The organism is Methylomonas sp. LWB (genome assembly GCF_001856095.1).
Classification (GTDB): domain Bacteria; phylum Pseudomonadota; class Gammaproteobacteria; order Methylococcales; family Methylomonadaceae; genus Methylomonas; species Methylomonas koyamae_A.
Map to the genome: position 1 here is coordinate 253,000 of NZ_MKMC01000045.1, position 16,617 is coordinate 269,616.

Sequence of the window (16,617 nt, forward strand, 5' to 3'; positions counted from 1 at the left end):
TTAAAATTCGACGCCCTGCTCGGCTTTGATGCCGGTTTCGTAAGCATGCTTGATCCGGGTCATTTCAGTGACGGTATCGGCGACCGCAATCACTTCCGGGGCCGCGTTGCGGCCGGTCAACACCAAATGCAGCCAAGCCGGTTTTTGGTTTTTTATGAAATCGGCGATTTCCGGGCCGCCGATCCAGCCGTAGCCGCAGCAATAATTAATTTCGTCGAGAATGACCAAATCGAACTCTTCCGAAAGGATTTTTTGCTTGGCGAATTCCCAAATGTCGCGGCTAGTCTTGATGTCCTGCTCGGGATTTTTGGTATCCCAGGTGAAGCCGTCGCCCAACGCGTGCCACTCGATATTGTCGAAACGTTCGGCCGCGCGTTGCTCGCCGGTCTGCCATTGCCCCTTGATGAATTGAATCACGCAAACCTTCATGCCCCAACCGGCCGCGCGGAACACCATCCCGAACGCGCTGGAGGATTTGCCCTTGCCCTCGCCGGTGTGAACCAACACCACACCCTGTCTTCTATCTCTGGTTTTCATGGTCTCTGCTTCGTGATCTCCCGGCGACGCCAGGGTTCACGTGCATTGTAACAATTAAACGGCGCGGGACGGACTGAGCTACCGGCTAACGCTTGAGCTGCTCACGAATGGAAACCGAACAAAACCAACGCCAAACATCCAGCAGAGAAACCCATCTAGCAAGCGACCGCCGGATCTCTAAAGTGCCTGGGTGGCTCGTCGTTTGTCGCTGACCAAGGTTCCGAATAGAGCCAATCCGCCGGCAAACAGCCAAGCCGCGGCCGGTAGCGGCACCGGCGCATAACCGTATCCGCTGTCGGTCAGCAACTGATAACGATTGTCGGCAATCCCCAAATACACCAATCCGGTGCTCCCGAAATTGGCGGACGATTGGGTCGCCGTGGGTTTGAAGTAGCTGCTGGCGCTCGCGCCCACTTCCAGGAAGGCATCCAGCGAAATCAAGGTATTCACCGGCACCGAAAACGTAGCGACGCCGGTGCAAGACGGCGTCCAAGAGCAGTTGAAACTGCGCGGCGTGTATCCATTCTCGGAGAACGAGATGCTATCGCCGGTACCGAGTTGGACGCTGCCGCGAGCGGTCGCGGAGCCGGACAATCCCCCGGATACCAGATAAGTTAAGGTCAAATCGATATTGCGGCCGCTCGGTCCCGCCACGCTAAAATGATCGGAAAACGACACCTTGCTGCTGCCGCTGGCGACATTGGCGGCATAAGCGGTCGCGCTGGCGCTGGCGGTGGCTTTCAAGATACCGGCGCTGACGAAGCCGCTGGCGGACGAGCGATAAGTTTCAAGGTTCGCGCCCGGACCGCTCCTCGGATCGGGTACTTGATACAGCGCATCGACCGCGTACGCGGAGGGGCCGTTAACGTTGTCTATCGCCTTGAAATCGGAATCGTAGGACGGGCTGCCATAGGCGGCATTGGCGCTAGCCGTCACGGTTAACGAGGTGTTGTAGGCATTGGCGGCCGGCGCGTAAAGCAATGGGGCGCACAACGGCAACAAGAGAACTAAGCGATTCATAAAAGACCTCGATATTGATGGTTAGTAATTGGAGATGGGATGACCGACAGGGCTTATGCGAGCAACGATTTCGGGAGCATCAAATCCGCACGGATGTAGAACGCTGCCGGAGACGAAGCCAGCCCGGCGCCAATAGTGCCGATCCGAACAGCCAGGCCGAGGCCGGTAGCGGCACTTGAGAAACGCCCGAGACGTTCGCATAGGCGTGGCTAGTCACCTTAAAGGAGATGCGGCCGATACTCGTGGTCGGTAGGGTGACCGATAAGGTCCCCGACGCCTGGGTCGGCACGTGTCCGACCAGATTGGCGTTCAGGAATAGATCCTTACGGCTGGACATAGCCTGGTTGGGGTCGCCGAAATCGTTGACCACCAGCAACACCCAAGCCGCCGCGACATCATTCATCCCGCTGCCCGGCACCAAGCCGATACTCATGCTGTAATCGACCGAAAAGGTGGTCGCCCCCGTTCCCGAACCGGTGAAACTGCCGGTGCGATAGCTCTCGGTCGTCACCGCGTCGCCATAGGCCGGATCGCTGTCCTGGGAATAGGCATGCAGCAAGTCCGGATCGACATCGGCTTTCGAGATCAGGGAACGAATCCCGCTCCCTGTTTGCAGGCTGGTTAACGGCGTCACCCAATCGGATGAATAGGTGCCATCGCCGTAAGGGGTGTCCAGGCGAGTATCGACGCGTGACGACCTGTCGTACCAAGCGATTCCGGCGTTGACATCGGTGCCGGACGTCACGCGAAAACTACGCCAGTCCACGCTGACCTCCGCGGTCGAGCTGGCGCTGCCGGCCGCGGCGCCGTGATTGAAGGCCATCAAACTCAGGATGGAAATTGCGAGTACGGTCTGTTTGAGTCTCATCGTATTGCCCTTGGTATAACCGTTAACGGTTGAATGGAAGCGAAAAGCCACCGCGCGATTAAGCGCTACGAATTTGGCATATCGTCGCGACTTTATCACTCAATTTGGTATCTATTTTAGATACCATAGAAATACCAGTTACAAATTTCGGTGTCAATCGTGGATTATTGATTTCGATCCGGTAATATTTCATGGATTCTTTTGCTGCTGGGGAGTAAGCGTGTCCATCCTGGTGTTAGGCAGTTACGTCCATGCCCATTGCCTGAACGTCGAACATTTGCCGGCGCCCGGCCAATCCCTGGCGGCCGAGAGCTTGCTTTCCGAACACGGCGGCAAGGGTTTGAACGTCGGCGTCGGCTTACATAGACTCGGCGCCGAAGTAAGTCTGCTACTGCCGCTAGGGCGCGACGCAGCAGCGGACAGCGCGTCGCGATGCTTGATCGCCGAAGGCATGAATGTGGACTGGCTATTGCGGATTGGCGACCAATCCGGATTTGGCGTGGGCTTTATCGGCCCGAGCGGCGAGAATTTTCTAGCGGTCTATCCCGGCGCCAACGCGCTGTTGGACGCCGGCCATGTCCGGCAAGCCATCGTCGCCCTGCCCGGTTTGGCGTTGATGTATGCCCAATTCGAAATTCAGGACGCGCCGATCCGCGCGGGATTCGAAATCGCCCGCCAACGCGGCATGGCAACGATGTTGAATCCGTCACCGTGGCGAGCGCTGGATCCTGAAATATTGGCGTTGACCGACATTCTGGTGCTGAACCAAACCGAAGCCGCCCATTTGTTTAATCTCAACAATGACGGGATAGAGCCGGCGCAATGCCTACTTGAATTGGCGACCAGGGCAAAACGAATCGGCTGGTCCGGCAAGTTGCTGATCGTGACCTTGGGCGACCAGGGTTGCGTGGCTTTGAGTGACGGCCGCATCTACCGGCAAGCGGCCTGGCCTATCGTTGCAGTGGATACCACCGGAGCCGGCGACGCCTTCAATGCCGGATTGGCGATCGGTTGGTTGGAAACGCATCGGGCGGAGGACGCGCTGTTCAAGGCTAGCGCGTGCGGCGCTTGGGTCGCGGCCCGCCCAGGCGTCCTGAAGAGTTTGCCGACCGGCGCTCAGATCGAGCGCTTTATCGCGACCAATCCGATACCAATAAACTAATTAGTCCGGCCGAATTTTTAGATTGACCCGATAGGTGTAGGCGTCGCCGCGAAAAGTGCCTTCGACATATTCAACGATCTGGCCGTTGTCGGCGTGGGTTTTCCGTTTCAACAGCAAACAGGGTGCCGGCTCGGCGAACCCGAACACCGCCGCTTCGACATCGTCGCAAAGCACCGCCTCAATGGTTTGCTCGGCGTGCACCAAACCCAAATCGCAAGCGGACTCCAAATACTGGTAGGCTGAACCTTCGCCATCCCAATCGGCCAACGCCGGCGCCACGGTTAAATCGTACCAGGCCACTTCGCGCGACAGCGGCATGCCGTCACCGAGGCGCACCCGTACCAAACGTAGAAACCGCGCCGATGCCGGCCGATTGAATAGCGAGGCGATGGTCCGATCGACAACGACCCGGTGTTCCAGGATTTGGGTGGACGGCGTGATGCCGAGCTCGCGCATTTCCTCGGTAAAGCCTTTCAACTTCCCCATCTCCGGATTGATACGCGCCGGCGCCTTGACTTTGGCGCCGGAACGGCCGTGACTGGCGATGCGATCCTGCGCCCGCAATTCTTCATAGCAGCGTCTGACCGTGGTCCGACTCAGCGCCAAGGCTTCGGCCAACGCGCGTTCGGACGGCAAACTGAAGCCGTCCGCCAATTCGCCGGACTGAATCATGTCGGCGATGCGTTTTTGCAATTGCTTGTATACCGGCTCCGATACGCCGGCATTCGGACGAATTTTCTCGATGAAGGCCGCACTGTCGTTGGCGGCCAAAGAACCGGTGCTGATGTCGCTGGACGCGATTGCCGCCATTCAGGCCTCCCGATACTTAGCGCTTGCCCGCCAGGTTTTGCAATTTGACCAACAATATCGACGCCGCCAAGACTAAGGTCACCGCATTGGCGGCAATAATCGCCACATTGCGCAAGTACACACCATAAATCAACCACATCAATACGCCCAGCGTGAACATGCTGTACATCCCCAACGATAGCGAGCCTGTATCGCGGGTTTTAATCGTCATGATCGCTTGCGGTAAAAACGACAGCGTGGTTAGCATCGCGGCCAGATAGCCGATGAATTCGTAGGAAAATGCCATGGAAACTTACGGTTTAAAACTTAGTGGAGTGTTGGTTGGAAAACGCGGCTTGAATCCTTCGACGGACAGACAAACTCGGGCGTGAATTTAAAGCTCGAACGCCGCCGCCACGATCTTGAATTTAAATGGGCGGCGGGAAAACGAACTGAAAACCTGTCGTGCGAAATATTACAGATATTCCCGGAGATAATAAGCACCGGCCAGCAGCACCAGCAGCGAAAACGCCACCAACCAGAAATAGCCGAAAAACATCATGACTTTAACCGGGGTTTCGACGGATTTGCGCCGGACAATCAACCAGCCCGCCAAACCGGCAAAGCCGGCCACGCCCAGAAAGCCGGCGATGGCGGGACTCATCGCGGCGGCGGCGCCAGCACTTCGCGGCTACCGTTGGTTTCCGGCGGCGTCACCACGCCGGCGTTCTCCATCTCCTCAATAATCCGCGCCGCCCGGTTGTAACCGATTTTGAAGCGGCGTTGCACGCTGGAAATCGACGCCTTGCGCGAATCGGTAACAAAAGCCACCGCTTCATCGTACAGCGGATCGGTTTCGCCGCCCTCGCCGTCCACGCCGGCGATTTCGCCGCTGTCGGTGCGTTCCTGGGTGATTTCGTCCAGATAATTGGTCGGCCCGGTTTTCTTCAAAAACTCGACGACGGCATGGACTTCGTGGTCGTCGACGAAGGCGCCGTGCGCCCGCAGCGGAATGCTGGTACCCGACGGCAGGAACAGCATGTCGCCGTTACCCAGCAAGGCTTCGGCGCCGCCTTGGTCGATGATGGTCCGCGAATCGATCCGCGACGACACCTGGAACGAGATCCGGGTCGGCACGTTGGCCTTGATCAAGCCGGTCAACACGTCCACCGACGGCCTTTGAGTCGCCAGAATCAAATGAATACCGGCGGCCCGAGCTTTTTGCGCCAGCCGGGCGATCAATTCCTCGACCTTTTTACCGACCACCATCATCATATCGGCCAGCTCGTCGATGACGATGACGATGCTGGGCAAGGTGGTCAACAACGGATAGTCGTCGGCTGGAATCGGCGTTTGCGGGTAAAACAGCGGATCGCGCAGCGGTTGGCCGGCGGCGTCGGCTTCCCGAACCGCATGATTGTAGCCGGCCAGATTGCGCACGCCGACCTTGGACATCAATTTGTAACGGCGCTCCATCTCGGCGACAGCCCAACGCAAGGCGTTTTGCGCGTCCTTCATATCGGTGACGACCGGCGTCAGCAAATGCGGAATGCCTTCGTAAACCGATAATTCCAGCATTTTCGGGTCGATCATAATCAAGCGCACATCTTCCGGCTTGGCTTTGTAGACCAGGCTCAAAATCATCGTATTGATCGCCACCGACTTACCGGAACCGGTGGTACCGGCCACCAGCGCATGCGGCATTTTGCCCAAATCGGCGACCACCGGCGTGCCGGAAATGTCCTTACCCATCGCCAGCGTCAATTTGGATTTGGCGCGGTCGAATTCGTCGGACACCAGCAAATCGCGCAAGGACACCATCTCGCGTTCCTGATTCGGAATCTCCAAGCCGATCACCGACTTGCCCTCGATCACTTCGACGATACGCACGCTGGTCACCGACAGGCCACGCGCCAAGTCCTTGGCCAGACTGCTGATCCGGCTGACCTTAACGCCGGCCGCCAAACGCAGTTCGAAACGGGTAATCACCGGGCCGGGCAACACGGCCTCGACCTCGGCGGCGATGCCGTAATCCTGCAATACATCCTCGACCTGGCGGGAAATTTCTTCCAACTCGACTTTGGAATAGCGCTTAACCTTGATGTCGCGTTTTTCCAGCAAGGATAGCGGCGGTAAGGCATTCAAAAATTCGCCGGGTTCGTAATTCTCCAGCGGCTTGGCGTCCTTGCGGCGAACCGGTTTAGTGGTCGCGGGCGCCGGAAGCGGGGTTTCGACCACCTGAATCTGCGGTTTGCGGGCGGTACGTTCTTCGGCTTTGCCGACGTCGGCGGGTTTGGCTTTGCGCTGAATTTCCGGACGATCCGGACGCTCGGTCGCCGGCCGTCCGCCACGATAGCGGCCGGGCGCGGCCACCGCCTGACGGCCCACCACCGAACAAGCGGCCATCGCACCCTTGCCGATCAAGGTCATCATCATCAGCCAGGACAAGCCGGTGAACAGGGTCACGCCGGTCATGAAGATCGCCAGCAGCAACAAGGTCGAACCGGAATTGCCTAGCAGATGCACCAGCGCGTCGCCGATTTCCCTGCCCAGAATACCGCCGGGACTTTCCGGCAGATCGACCTTGGTGCGCAGGAAATGCAGATGCAAGAATAAAATCGCGGAACCGGACAGCATCGTCGCCAGAAACCCGCTCCACCGCATCGCAATCAGCCACTGGCCGCCCGGCTGCTGTTTGCCGCCATGAAACAGGATGAAGCCGTACCAAAAAATCATCACCGGAATCAGGTAGGCCATCAAGCCGAGAAAACTCAACACGAAATCGGCCAACCACGCGCCGAACAGGCCGCAGGCATTGGCGATTTGTTGATAAGACGTGCTATGGCTCCAGCCGGGATCGTTGGAACTAAACGTCAATAGTGCAATCAGGAAAAACAACGCGCAACTGGTGCAGCCCAGCAAGGCGATTTCGCGATAACCTCGCGCGGCTTTTTCTTCAACAACGGCAACCATGACTAAAAGCTCTCAATAAAAGCGTCCCAAAACAGGATTATAGATGATAAACGTCGAGACCACATTAGATTGCCGGCAACCGCCCCAAGCAACCGGCCCCGAAACGGACTAACCACGCGGAAGTCTCTCCGAGCGATTTCAGTATACGCCGAGTTTCGCGAAAACCTAACGGCCGATAGCCGCCGCTGACCCCGCGTCGGTTCCGCCCGCTACAAACCCAGCAAAACCGCGGTTTCGCCACCTGCCAATAACCCTTATAATCCAATCATCCCCCACCCGACTCAATGGAGACCGTTAACATGGCCGAAGCCAAACATTGCAAATTGTTAATCCTGGGCTCAGGCCCCGCCGGCTACACCGCCGCCGTCTACGCCGCCCGCGCCAACCTGAATCCGGTGATGATCACCGGCATGCAACAAGGCGGCCAGCTAACCACGACCACCGAGGTCGACAACTGGCCCGGCGACGTAGACGGCGTGCAAGGACCGGAATTGATGGATCGGATGCTGCGCCATGCCGAACGCTTTAATACCGAAGTGATCTTCGACCACATCCACACCGCCGACCTGTCGAAAAAACCGTACACGCTGACCGGCGACTCCGGCGTTTACACCTGCGACGCACTGATCGTAGCTACCGGCGCCTCTGCAAAATATCTGGGCCTGCCGTCCGAGGAAGACTTCAAGGGCCGCGGCGTCTCGGCCTGCGCGACCTGCGACGGTTTCTTCTACCGCAACAAACCGGTCGCGGTGATCGGCGGCGGCAATACCGCGGTCGAGGAAGCCTTGTATCTGGCCAACATCGCCTCGGAGGTGATCGTGGTTCACCGCCGCGACAAGTTCCGCTCCGAGAAAATTCTGTCGGACAAACTGATCGAGAAATCCAAATCCGGCAACGTCAAAATCGAATGGAATTACCAGCTCGACGAAGTCCTGGGCGACGACATGGGCGTGACCGGCATTCGCATCAAAAGCACGGCCGACGGCAGCACCAAAGATATCGACGTACACGGCGTATTCATCGCGATCGGCCATACGCCGAATACCGACATCTTTACCGGTCAACTGGAGATGGACCACGGCTACATCGTCGTCAAGAGCGGCATACACGGCAACGCCACCGCGACCAACGTACCGGGCGTATTCGCGGCCGGCGACGTGATGGATTCGCACTACAAACAGGCGATCACCTCGGCCGGTGCCGGCTGCATGGCCGCGCTGGATGCCGAAAAGTACCTGGACGAACTAACCGGCTAAAGCCACTTCCGATCGCCCCGCTTTGAAAAGCACACCGTTCCGGCAGGGATAGCCGGAACTTGGCCTCCGACTTAGGCGCCCGAAGACCACTCACCCTGGCATTATTGGCGACTGGTATCATGGGGGACAGGCCGAAAATGGCAACGTAACTACTGGCTGTCGCACATTTTGGGATTACCGCTGGCAGCAGCAAATCATTCGCTGAAAATCTTGGAAACGGAGCGAAGGCGAAGTGAAGATTTTTAGTTCTCAATAGGCATAGCATCAGGCGGGTTTTCGCAATGAAGCGGAGAAAAGCCTCGCGAAACGCCGTCAAGTCATGCGAGAACCTATGTTTCGACCCCTTGTCGGGTCGAAACGACGCGACGAACGAATCGAGGCCGTAGCAGGCATAAGCGGTCGCGTCATTTTTACCTGATTTTTCGACCCAGGATACCCGAAAAATCTTTCGCAAAAATAGCGACTCCCCGGCAACAGAGGTTCGTCAGAAAAACCATCCATCCGAAATTGTCCAATTTTACCTTCAGTATAAAATCGCCGGCATCAATGCGATTACATTCAGTCGCGGTAACTGACGTTGTTGGCGATGTTAACCAGTAAAGGAGTAACGGCGTGTCCGGTGTAAACGGCGTCGGTTTCATCACGTTGGCGGTCGTGCAGCCAAAACCGTTGAGCGATCAAGCACCCTGCTCATTCGAAAGTATCCTTTCTGAGATTGCGGTAGGCCGCGACGGCATAGCCAGCCTCCAATGCGGCCGCCGCGGGGCTATCGGCGCTGACGCCGCCGGCGCCGGGCACCGGCGTAATCCGGCCGGCGTTCAGCCGATACACCATCGCCACCGAGATGCCATGATCCGGCGCGATCAGGCTGTAGCAGGTGTTCAGCCAATGCGGCTCGGTTGGCGGGCGGCCGTTCAGCAAATCGACCACGGCGCGCGCACAGACCTTGGCTTCGGAATTAGCGGCGAAGGCCGACTTAGGTATCGGTGCGTAGTCGGCGGCATCGCCGATTACGTGAATGAATTCGTTGAAGCGCGACCGGTTGGTCCAGGGATCGACCGGGCACCAGCCGCCGCCGTCGGTCAAGCCGGCTTGGGCGGCGATGCGGCCGGCGCGTTGCGGCGGGATGATGTTCAGCACGTCGCCGGTATAACGGTCGCCGAAATCGGTGACCACCGCTCGGCCGGCGGCCTCCAAGCGCACCACCGGATTGTTGGCGATCGACAGCCACTCGATGCTGGCGGCCGGCGTGCCGTAGCCGAAATGCCGGCGCCAGCCGGACTCGAACAATTTTTGTTTGGAGAAGCCGGTTTTGGGATCGAGTATCACCACCTTGGCGCGCGGCTTGTGTTGCTTCAGCCAGAACGCGATCAGGCTGGCCCGCTCGTAGGGGCCGGGCGGACAGCGGTAGGGATCGGGCGGCGCGCAAATCAGCACCCGGCCGCCGTCGGGCAGCGCCTGGATTTGGCGAATCAACAATTCGGTCTGCAGGCCGGCTTGCCAGGCGTGCGGAAAACGCTCGGCCATTTCGGCATCGTAACCAGCGATGGCTTGCCAGTCGAAATCGATGCCGGGCGCCAACACTAACCGGTCGTAGCGCAAGCTATCGCCATCGGCCAGCACCAGTTCACGCCGGTCGGCGTCGATCGCGGCCACTCGGTCACCGATCAGGCGAACTTGGTAATGATCGACCAAGGCCCGATAATCGACTTGCAACTGCGCCGGTTTCAACAGTCCGGCCAAAGTCCAGTTACTGGCCGGACAGGTGATATAAGCAGATTTGGGTTCGATTAACGTGACGTCGATCGTCGGGTCGTAGCAACGAATGAATTTGGCGGCGGTGGCGCCGGCAAAGCCGCCGCCCACGACCACGACATGCGCCCTTGCCGCGCCGCCGATCGTCCATGTTTGACAGGCGCTCAGCGAGCCGGCCGTCGCGACGGCACCAGTTCGCAGAAATCGTCGGCGCGACCAGTCCGCCATCTAGCGTTTTCCCAGGTAATCGGCCACCACCGCTAATTCGGTGTCGCTGTAGCCTTTGGCGATCCGATTCATCAAAGTCGCGGTTTTGCGGTCGTATTTGAAATCCAGCAAAGACTGACGAAGTTTTTCAGCCGACTGGTCCGCCAGCGCGGGCATGCCGGCGTCGCCGTCCTCTCGCGGATGGCAGATCGTGCAATTGGCGGCGATCGCCTCGGCGGCGAAATCGGCGCGCGCGGCGGTGGTCAACACTAGCAGCAGTAAGCCGACAGCCGCCCGCATTCGCTTAGTTCGCGGCTTTTTGCCGGAAAACCTCGTACAGCAACACGCCGGTCGCGACCGATACATTCAGGCTTTCCACTTGGCCCACCATCGGTATCTTTACCAGAAAGTCGCAATGCTGGCGGGTCAGATGGCGCAAACCGCTGCCTTCCGCGCCCATCACCAAAGCCAGCGGCATATCCAGTTTCATCTGGTAGACGGTTTGCTCGGCTTCGCCGGCCGCACCCATGATCCAAACATTTTGGTCCTTGAACCAGCGCAGCACCCGAGCCAGATTGGTAACCTGATAGACCGGCACCGTCTCGGCCGCGCCGCTGGCTACCTTGCACACGGTCGGCGTGATGCCGGCGGCATTGTCTTTGGTAACTACAACGCCATGCACGCCCACCGCGTCGGCGGTACGCAAGCACGCTCCGAGATTATGCGGGTCCTGAACTTGATCCAGAATCAAATAAAACGGCGTTTCGGTCAGCGCGTCGAAATCCTGTTTTAGCTGATCTTCGCTGCGCATCGCCGGCAATTCGACCGCGACCACGATGCCTTGGTGATTTTTGCCGTCGGCCATCCGCTCCAGCTTTTTGCGCTCGGTTTTCTCGGGATTGACACCCAACTCCGCCAACGCGTCGAGCAGCGGTTTCAAGCGGGCATCCTGGCGTTGGCCGTCGATCCAGGCGCGGCGGATTTTGTCTGGAGAATGTTCCAAGGCGGCCTGCACGGCGTGCACGCCGAAAAGCTGAGTCAAACTCATGATTTACGGCGCCGTCTGGATCGGGTGGATTTTTTGGCGGGCTCGGACTTGGCGGACTTGCCTTTGCCCTCGGTCGTTTTGGCTTTGCTGGATTTGGCCTTTTTGGGTTTGGCGTTCTCGGCCTTCTTGCCGGCCTGAATCAATTCGAAGTCGATCTTTTTGTCGTCCAAATTGACCCGTACCACACGGATGCGCACCGCGTCGCCCAGCCGATAGCGCACGCCGGTTCGTTCGCCGTAAAGCTGATGCTTGCCGGAATCGAACTGGAAATAGTCGTTGTGCAAGGAGGCGATATGCACCAGGCCTTCGACGTAAACGGTCTGCAATTCGACGAAAAACCCAAAACCGGTGACCGACGAAATCACTCCGGCGAATTCCTCGCCGATCTTGTCCATCATGTACTCGCACTTCAACCAACTAATCACGTCGCGGGTGGCGTCGTCGGCCCGGCGCTCGTTAGCGGAACAATGCTCGCCCAAGGCCATCATGTCGGCGTAATTGTACGCAAAGCTATCCGGCGCCTTGCCGGCCAGTGCGTGGCGTATCGCCCGGTGCACCAGCAAATCCGGATAACGGCGGATCGGCGATGTGAAATGCGCGTAAGCGTCCAGCGCCAAGCCGAAATGACCCTTGGTTTCCGGGCTGTACACCGCTTGCGACATCGAGCGCAGCAAGATGGTCTGAATCAGGTGGGCATCCGTGCGGCCGGCCACCGATTCCAGCAAGTGCATGTAATCCAGCGGGGTCGGTTGAGCGTGGCCGCCGAGATGCAGACCGAGCTCGTTCAAAAAGGTCTTCAGCGCCAGTAATTTCTCTGGGCCTGGGCCGTCGTGTATCCTCAGCAGGCGCGGCAACTTTTTGCGGGTTAGGAATTTGGCCGCCGCGGTGTTGGCGGTAATCATGAATTCTTCGATCAATTTATGCGCGTCGTTGCGGACCAGCGGCACGATCTCGGCGATTTTGCGCTCGGGCCCGAACACGATCTTGGTTTCCTGCGTGTCGAAATCCATCGCCCCGCGCAGTTCCCGTTGCCGGCGCATGGCCTGGTACAGGCTGTACAGCGTTTGCAGATGCGGCACCAAATCCGCGTATTTCTTGGCCAGTTTTTGATCGCCGTCGACCAGTATTTTTGCGACTTCGCTGTAGGTTAGCCGGGCATGGGAACGCATCACGGCCTCGAAAAACCGCGAACGCACCACTAGGCCGTCCTCGCCGATCAGCAACTCGCAAACCATGCATAGCCGATCCACCTTGGGATTCAGCGAACACAAGCCGTTGGACAAAATCTCCGGCAGCATCGGGATGACTTTTTCCGGGAAATACACCGAGGTGCTGCGGTTTTTGGCTTCGTCGTCCAGCGCGGTACCCACCTTGACGTAGTGCGATACGTCGGCGATCGCCACCAATAACTTCCAGCCTTTCTTGGTTTTTTGGGCATACACCGCGTCGTCGAAATCGCGGGCGTCCTCGCCGTCTATCGTCACCAACGGCAGGTGGCGGACGTCTTCCCTGCCCTGCTTGGCCGATTCCGGCACTTCCGCCTGCAAGCCGCCAATCTCGGCCAGCAAAGCCTCCGGCCAATGGTTGGGTAGCTCGTGCGAACGGATCGCCATTTCGATTTCCATGCCGGGTGCCATATGCATGCCCAACACTTCGACAACCCGCCCCAAGGGCTGGTAGTGCGCGCTGGGTTGCTGGACGATTTCGGCGACGACGATCTGGCCGTTTTTGGCGCCACCGACATCCTCCTTGGCGATCAGAACCTCGTGAATGATTTTCTTGTTATCCGGCACCACATAAGCGACGCGGCCCTCGGTGAAGAACCGGCCGACCACTTGGTGGGTATTGCGTTCCAGAATATCAACGACGGCGGCTTCGCGGCGCCCCTTGCGATCGATGCCGGTTACCCTAACCGCGACCCTGTCGTTGTGCATCAGCGGCTTCATTTCCCTGGGCGACAAAAACAAATCGTCGCTGCCGTCTTCCGGTTTCAGAAAGCCGAAACCCTCGGGATGACCGAGTACCCGCCCGTTAATCAAGTTTTGACCGTTGCCGATCATGTATTTTTGCCGGCTGTTGAATACCAACTGGCCGTCGCGTTCCATCGCGCGCAAGCGCCGGCGCAGGGCTTCGAGAGCGTCGGCGGACTCTAACCCGAATTGTTGAGCGATTTGTTGACGCCGCAACGGCTTGCCGGTTTGCTGAACCAGCTGCAGTATCAGTTCGCGGCTGGGAATGGGATGTTCGTATTTTTCGGCTTCGCGCTCGGCGTAAGGATCGACGAACGTTTTGGAATCAGTGGGCTGATCGGAATTGGATGTCATTGAGTAGTCGTTTCGGTGTCGGGTCATGCGGCCGGGGTCGCGCATGGGGCGCCCGGCAAACGGATGTTTCAAATAAAGTCATAGCCTTTCTTCTTGCCGTGGGCCGACGGGATATTTTCAAGTATCTGCCGACATTCGAATTGCCAATAGCCCAAGCCTATATTCTTCCGGCCATTCAAAATAATTGGAAAATTCTCGCTCCCCATGTACATCCGTAACAAGTCGCCATCCTTGAGCATGAAAGAATCCATGATAATAAAGCTTTTTTCGCCTTCTTGGTCCTTTGTACCATAAATCAGGGCTTTTTTGCGTTCGGTGTCGGGTTCGGCATCCAGCGCGTGATAAGCCACCGGAAACGCTTGATGGGCAATCACGACCAACTCGAACACCACTTTGCTGTCTTGCTTGGGCAGCAGAATCTTGCAGACCACGCCCAAGGCCCGCAGATGCGGCAAGCTATCGGTTTTTCTAAAACTGACCAAACTGCCGATCGACAACAAGCCTTCCTGCTGCAATACGCAGGACAACGCCCGCTCGGATTCGCTGTGTGCCGGAATTTCCGGTGTCGCTTCATAGCCGGCGGCAATCCGGCCGGTATCCAGTAAATCGTGCGTCGCGTCCAGGCCAATGACTACGTAACGATCCAGCCGATCGGCGAAATACACGGTCCCTTGCGGTTCCCTGCCCTGCCAGCGCTGTATCAGATACTCGAACAGTTCCGGCGACAATTTGTTATGGCTGCCTGGATCGATGTCCAGCGAACTGAATCTGGCTTCGTCCTTGCCGCAGTATTTATCGGTCAACTTGTAGATCTTAGCCAATTTGGTCAGATCCAAATACAATAGGGCCGCCTCGCCGCGTCGGTCCGCCGTCTTGGCGGCCGGCTGAAAGGCCGGGGCAAGGTCTTCGTCGATCGAAATCAGACATTGCACGGCTTGTCCGGCAACCGGTTTGGCTTCTATGTTTACCAAATCGCTAATCTTATCGATGAACTCGTAAACCAGTTGGAATTCCTTCTGCATCAGGCCGGACGGGTAGGCCAGACTGAGCAGCAAAATCTGCTTGTAACTGTCGGCGACCGAGGAATGCTTGGTAAACAGGCCGCGCTGGTCGGCGACCTTGGTATCGTCTTTGCCCAACTTCACCGCCAGTTTGTACAGCGAATGCAGATCTATCCAAATCCAGTCCGGAATCGGGTAACTCATCATGTACTGGCTGACGACGATGCGGCTCAAGCCCTTGATGGTCCGCTGTATCGCCAAGGCCACGGTCTTGCCCTGCAGCCAGCCGACATCGCGCCGGGTCAGGTCCCTGACCACGCTCCAATAACCGATCGTAAACTGGCGCTCGACGACGCACACCAGCCCGAAAATTTTTTTCTCGATATCGCCTTTCGGAAAGCCGAATTTGATCAGACGCGACCGCAAATAATCGTCGATCAGAAAAAAACTGTCCCTGAGCTGCTCCAACGCTTGCAAGCGCTTGGCAGCCGGCATTTCCACCGAAATCAATTCGGACAGCAATTCCTGAAACAAACGAGCGGCCAGACCCGGATTGGCGGCGGGCAACTCGGCGATCCATTGTTGCAGGGCGGTTTCCGAGAAAGTCGCCAGCAAGCGGGGATCGTTTTTTTGTTCGGGTATGACCAGAAAAAAAGAGTTCTTCACGCAAAGTCCAAATTCAATACAACGGCGCTTCCAACCGTTGTCCGGCGAAACTCCGGCCGCCCGCGGTTGCTGACGGCCGCGCCGGCGGCACCAATCAGTACCATTCCAGGCGGGCCGATCGCGGCGAGCGCGAAGCCGACCGGGCGCGACATGGGTTCATTAGAACAAACCTTCGTCGTCTAGCATTAAGTTCTGTAACGCGCCGATTTCCCTTCTCAGTTGTTTACGGGCCAGCAGCTTCTGTTGCACGGCGTCCGGCAACTCGGTAAATATCACCAATTGTTTGGCCACCAAAACATCCACCAGATCGTCGATAACCCTAACCATATCGACATCGGTTTCGGTCAGCGCGCGCTTGGCCCGCATGCCCGCGTCGCGGTAAAACGCGGCCAGTTCGGGATCGTCATCCGCCAGCCAATCGCCAGCGGCCCCGGTATCGTCGAGGCGCCGGATCGCCCCGGCGGCGTCTCGGGTGACGAACGGCATGTGCCGGTAAAAACGGCCTAGCGCGGCGAAATCGTCAGCGCGCCCAGCGTGACGCCGATGTCGATGCCTCGCCCCTTGCCGGATAAGGCCAGCGAAATTTCGCCGCGCGTCAAGACTTGCGCGTCCACGGATTTAGTAGCGCCGGCGTGCCCTTCCAAGGCCACGAAGTTGCCGTAGATCTCATTGAGATTTTTGACTTCCGAAAATACCCCGGTGCCTTCGATTTCCGATTTGCCTATCGTGAAGCCGATGCTCTTGGACGCCAAGGCGACTTGGGCGCGCTGGCCGTTGCTGCAACTGATATTGCCGATACCGTCGTATTGTTTGTAGACCAGCGACCAGCCGCTCAATTTGTAGGTCATCGTGCAAGAGGTCAGCGGTCCCGCCGCGGCCGAGGCCGATAGCGCCGCGCATGCGATGCCAAGCACTAGCGGTAAATAGTTGAACGTTCCGATTTTCATTGTTTTCTCCACGTGTTAAACCCCAATTTCCAGCCGGCCAGCCGCCGTCGAGTCAGCCGATTAT

16 protein-coding genes are annotated in these 16,617 nt (G+C 58.0%); 2 read left to right on the forward strand and 14 right to left on the reverse strand.

Translation table 11 applies throughout. The features are described from left to right. The 3 genes from cobO to BJL95_RS17405 all read right to left on the reverse strand — a co-directional run bounded on the left by cobO (position 1) and on the right by BJL95_RS17405 (position 2,425). Positions 1-537 (reverse strand): cob(I)yrinic acid a,c-diamide adenosyltransferase, encoded by a 537-nt coding sequence (cobO, locus tag BJL95_RS17395; protein ID WP_071159725.1) that lies wholly within the window; start codon positions 535-537, stop codon positions 1-3. Between the two features lie 177 nt (positions 538-714). After that, the gene (locus BJL95_RS17400; RefSeq protein WP_071159727.1) at positions 715-1,557 is read right to left on the reverse strand and encodes a hypothetical protein; all 843 of its coding nucleotides are present in this window, start codon (positions 1,555-1,557) and stop codon (positions 715-717) included. Positions 1,558-1,636: 79 nt separating this feature from the next. Next, positions 1,637-2,425, reverse strand: coding sequence for a hypothetical protein (locus tag BJL95_RS17405; RefSeq protein ID WP_139306304.1), 789 nt, complete (start codon positions 2,423-2,425; stop codon positions 1,637-1,639). Between the two features lie 220 nt (positions 2,426-2,645). Between BJL95_RS17405 and BJL95_RS17410 the strand changes: the two genes are divergently transcribed. Next, entirely contained in the window at positions 2,646-3,587 is a 942-nt protein-coding gene (locus BJL95_RS17410; protein ID WP_175463743.1) for a ribokinase, read from the forward strand. Here BJL95_RS17410 and BJL95_RS17415 read toward each other — a convergent pair whose 3' ends face one another. From BJL95_RS17415 to BJL95_RS17430, 4 genes are all read right to left on the reverse strand, one after another. Continuing rightward, entirely contained in the window at positions 3,588-4,397 is an 810-nt protein-coding gene (locus tag BJL95_RS17415) for a GntR family transcriptional regulator (RefSeq protein ID WP_071159731.1), read from the reverse strand. Between the two features lie 16 nt (positions 4,398-4,413). Beyond that, complete coding sequence (locus BJL95_RS17420) at positions 4,414-4,683, reverse strand: SemiSWEET transporter (protein WP_071159733.1); 270 nt, start codon at positions 4,681-4,683, stop codon at positions 4,414-4,416. Positions 4,684-4,851: 168 nt separating this feature from the next. Further along, the gene (locus tag BJL95_RS17425) at positions 4,852-5,040 is read right to left on the reverse strand and encodes a hypothetical protein (protein ID WP_064030790.1); all 189 of its coding nucleotides are present in this window, start codon (positions 5,038-5,040) and stop codon (positions 4,852-4,854) included. Next, entirely contained in the window at positions 5,037-7,349 is a 2,313-nt protein-coding gene (locus BJL95_RS17430; RefSeq protein WP_071159735.1) for a DNA translocase FtsK, read from the reverse strand. The genes BJL95_RS17425 and BJL95_RS17430 overlap by 4 nt, the downstream gene beginning before the upstream one ends. Before the next feature lie 299 nt (positions 7,350-7,648). Here BJL95_RS17430 and trxB point away from each other — a divergent pair, with 299 nt between their 5' ends. Continuing rightward, complete coding sequence (gene trxB / locus BJL95_RS17435) at positions 7,649-8,605, forward strand: thioredoxin-disulfide reductase (protein ID WP_064030885.1); 957 nt, start codon at positions 7,649-7,651, stop codon at positions 8,603-8,605. 690 nt (positions 8,606-9,295) lie between these two features. Here trxB and BJL95_RS17440 read toward each other — a convergent pair. The 7 genes from BJL95_RS17440 to BJL95_RS17470 form a co-directional block, all read right to left on the reverse strand. Next, entirely contained in the window at positions 9,296-10,588 is a 1,293-nt protein-coding gene (locus tag BJL95_RS17440; protein ID WP_071159737.1) for an FAD/NAD(P)-binding oxidoreductase, read from the reverse strand. Beyond that, entirely contained in the window at positions 10,589-10,867 is a 279-nt protein-coding gene (locus BJL95_RS17445) for a hypothetical protein (RefSeq protein ID WP_071159739.1), read from the reverse strand. Between the two features lie 4 nt (positions 10,868-10,871). Further along, complete coding sequence (gene rlmB, locus BJL95_RS17450) at positions 10,872-11,615, reverse strand: 23S rRNA (guanosine(2251)-2'-O)-methyltransferase RlmB (RefSeq protein ID WP_064030794.1); 744 nt, start codon at positions 11,613-11,615, stop codon at positions 10,872-10,874. Next, the gene (gene rnr / locus BJL95_RS17455) at positions 11,612-13,939 is read right to left on the reverse strand and encodes a ribonuclease R (RefSeq protein ID WP_071159920.1); all 2,328 of its coding nucleotides are present in this window, start codon (positions 13,937-13,939) and stop codon (positions 11,612-11,614) included. The genes rlmB and rnr overlap by 4 nt, the downstream gene beginning before the upstream one ends. A gap of 68 nt (positions 13,940-14,007) precedes the next feature. Further along, positions 14,008-15,606 (reverse strand): hypothetical protein, encoded by a 1,599-nt coding sequence (locus BJL95_RS17460; protein WP_071159741.1) that lies wholly within the window; start codon positions 15,604-15,606, stop codon positions 14,008-14,010. A gap of 159 nt (positions 15,607-15,765) precedes the next feature. Next, the gene (locus BJL95_RS17465) at positions 15,766-16,092 is read right to left on the reverse strand and encodes a hypothetical protein (RefSeq protein WP_071159743.1); all 327 of its coding nucleotides are present in this window, start codon (positions 16,090-16,092) and stop codon (positions 15,766-15,768) included. Between the two features lie 17 nt (positions 16,093-16,109). Beyond that, entirely contained in the window at positions 16,110-16,553 is a 444-nt protein-coding gene (locus BJL95_RS17470; RefSeq protein WP_064030798.1) for a DUF1134 domain-containing protein, read from the reverse strand. Between the last annotated feature and the right edge of the window lie 64 nt (positions 16,554-16,617).

Coding starts and splice junctions, on each gene's coding strand:
- BJL95_RS17470 (WP_064030798.1), bottom strand. CDS start 16,553: ATGAAAATCGGAACGTTCAACTATTTACCGCTAGTGCTTGGCATCGCA.
- BJL95_RS17400 (WP_071159727.1), bottom strand. CDS start 1,557: ATGAATCGCTTAGTTCTCTTGTTGCCGTTGTGCGCCCCATTGCTTTAC.
- rnr (WP_071159920.1), bottom strand. CDS start 13,939: ATGACATCCAATTCCGATCAGCCCACTGATTCCAAAACGTTCGTCGAT.
- BJL95_RS17445 (WP_071159739.1), bottom strand. CDS start 10,867: ATGCGGGCGGCTGTCGGCTTACTGCTGCTAGTGTTGACCACCGCCGCG.
- BJL95_RS17465 (WP_071159743.1), bottom strand. CDS start 16,092: ATGCCGTTCGTCACCCGAGACGCCGCCGGGGCGATCCGGCGCCTCGAC.
- BJL95_RS17405 (WP_139306304.1), bottom strand. CDS start 2,425: ATGAGACTCAAACAGACCGTACTCGCAATTTCCATCCTGAGTTTGATG.
- BJL95_RS17425 (WP_064030790.1), bottom strand. CDS start 5,040: ATGAGTCCCGCCATCGCCGGCTTTCTGGGCGTGGCCGGCTTTGCCGGT.
- rlmB (WP_064030794.1), bottom strand. CDS start 11,615: ATGAGTTTGACTCAGCTTTTCGGCGTGCACGCCGTGCAGGCCGCCTTG.
- trxB (WP_064030885.1), top strand. CDS start 7,649: ATGGCCGAAGCCAAACATTGCAAATTGTTAATCCTGGGCTCAGGCCCC.
- cobO (WP_071159725.1), bottom strand. CDS start 537: ATGAAAACCAGAGATAGAAGACAGGGTGTGGTGTTGGTTCACACCGGC.
- BJL95_RS17415 (WP_071159731.1), bottom strand. CDS start 4,397: ATGGCGGCAATCGCGTCCAGCGACATCAGCACCGGTTCTTTGGCCGCC.
- BJL95_RS17430 (WP_071159735.1), bottom strand. CDS start 7,349: ATGGTTGCCGTTGTTGAAGAAAAAGCCGCGCGAGGTTATCGCGAAATC.
- BJL95_RS17440 (WP_071159737.1), bottom strand. CDS start 10,588: ATGGCGGACTGGTCGCGCCGACGATTTCTGCGAACTGGTGCCGTCGCG.
- BJL95_RS17420 (WP_071159733.1), bottom strand. CDS start 4,683: ATGGCATTTTCCTACGAATTCATCGGCTATCTGGCCGCGATGCTAACC.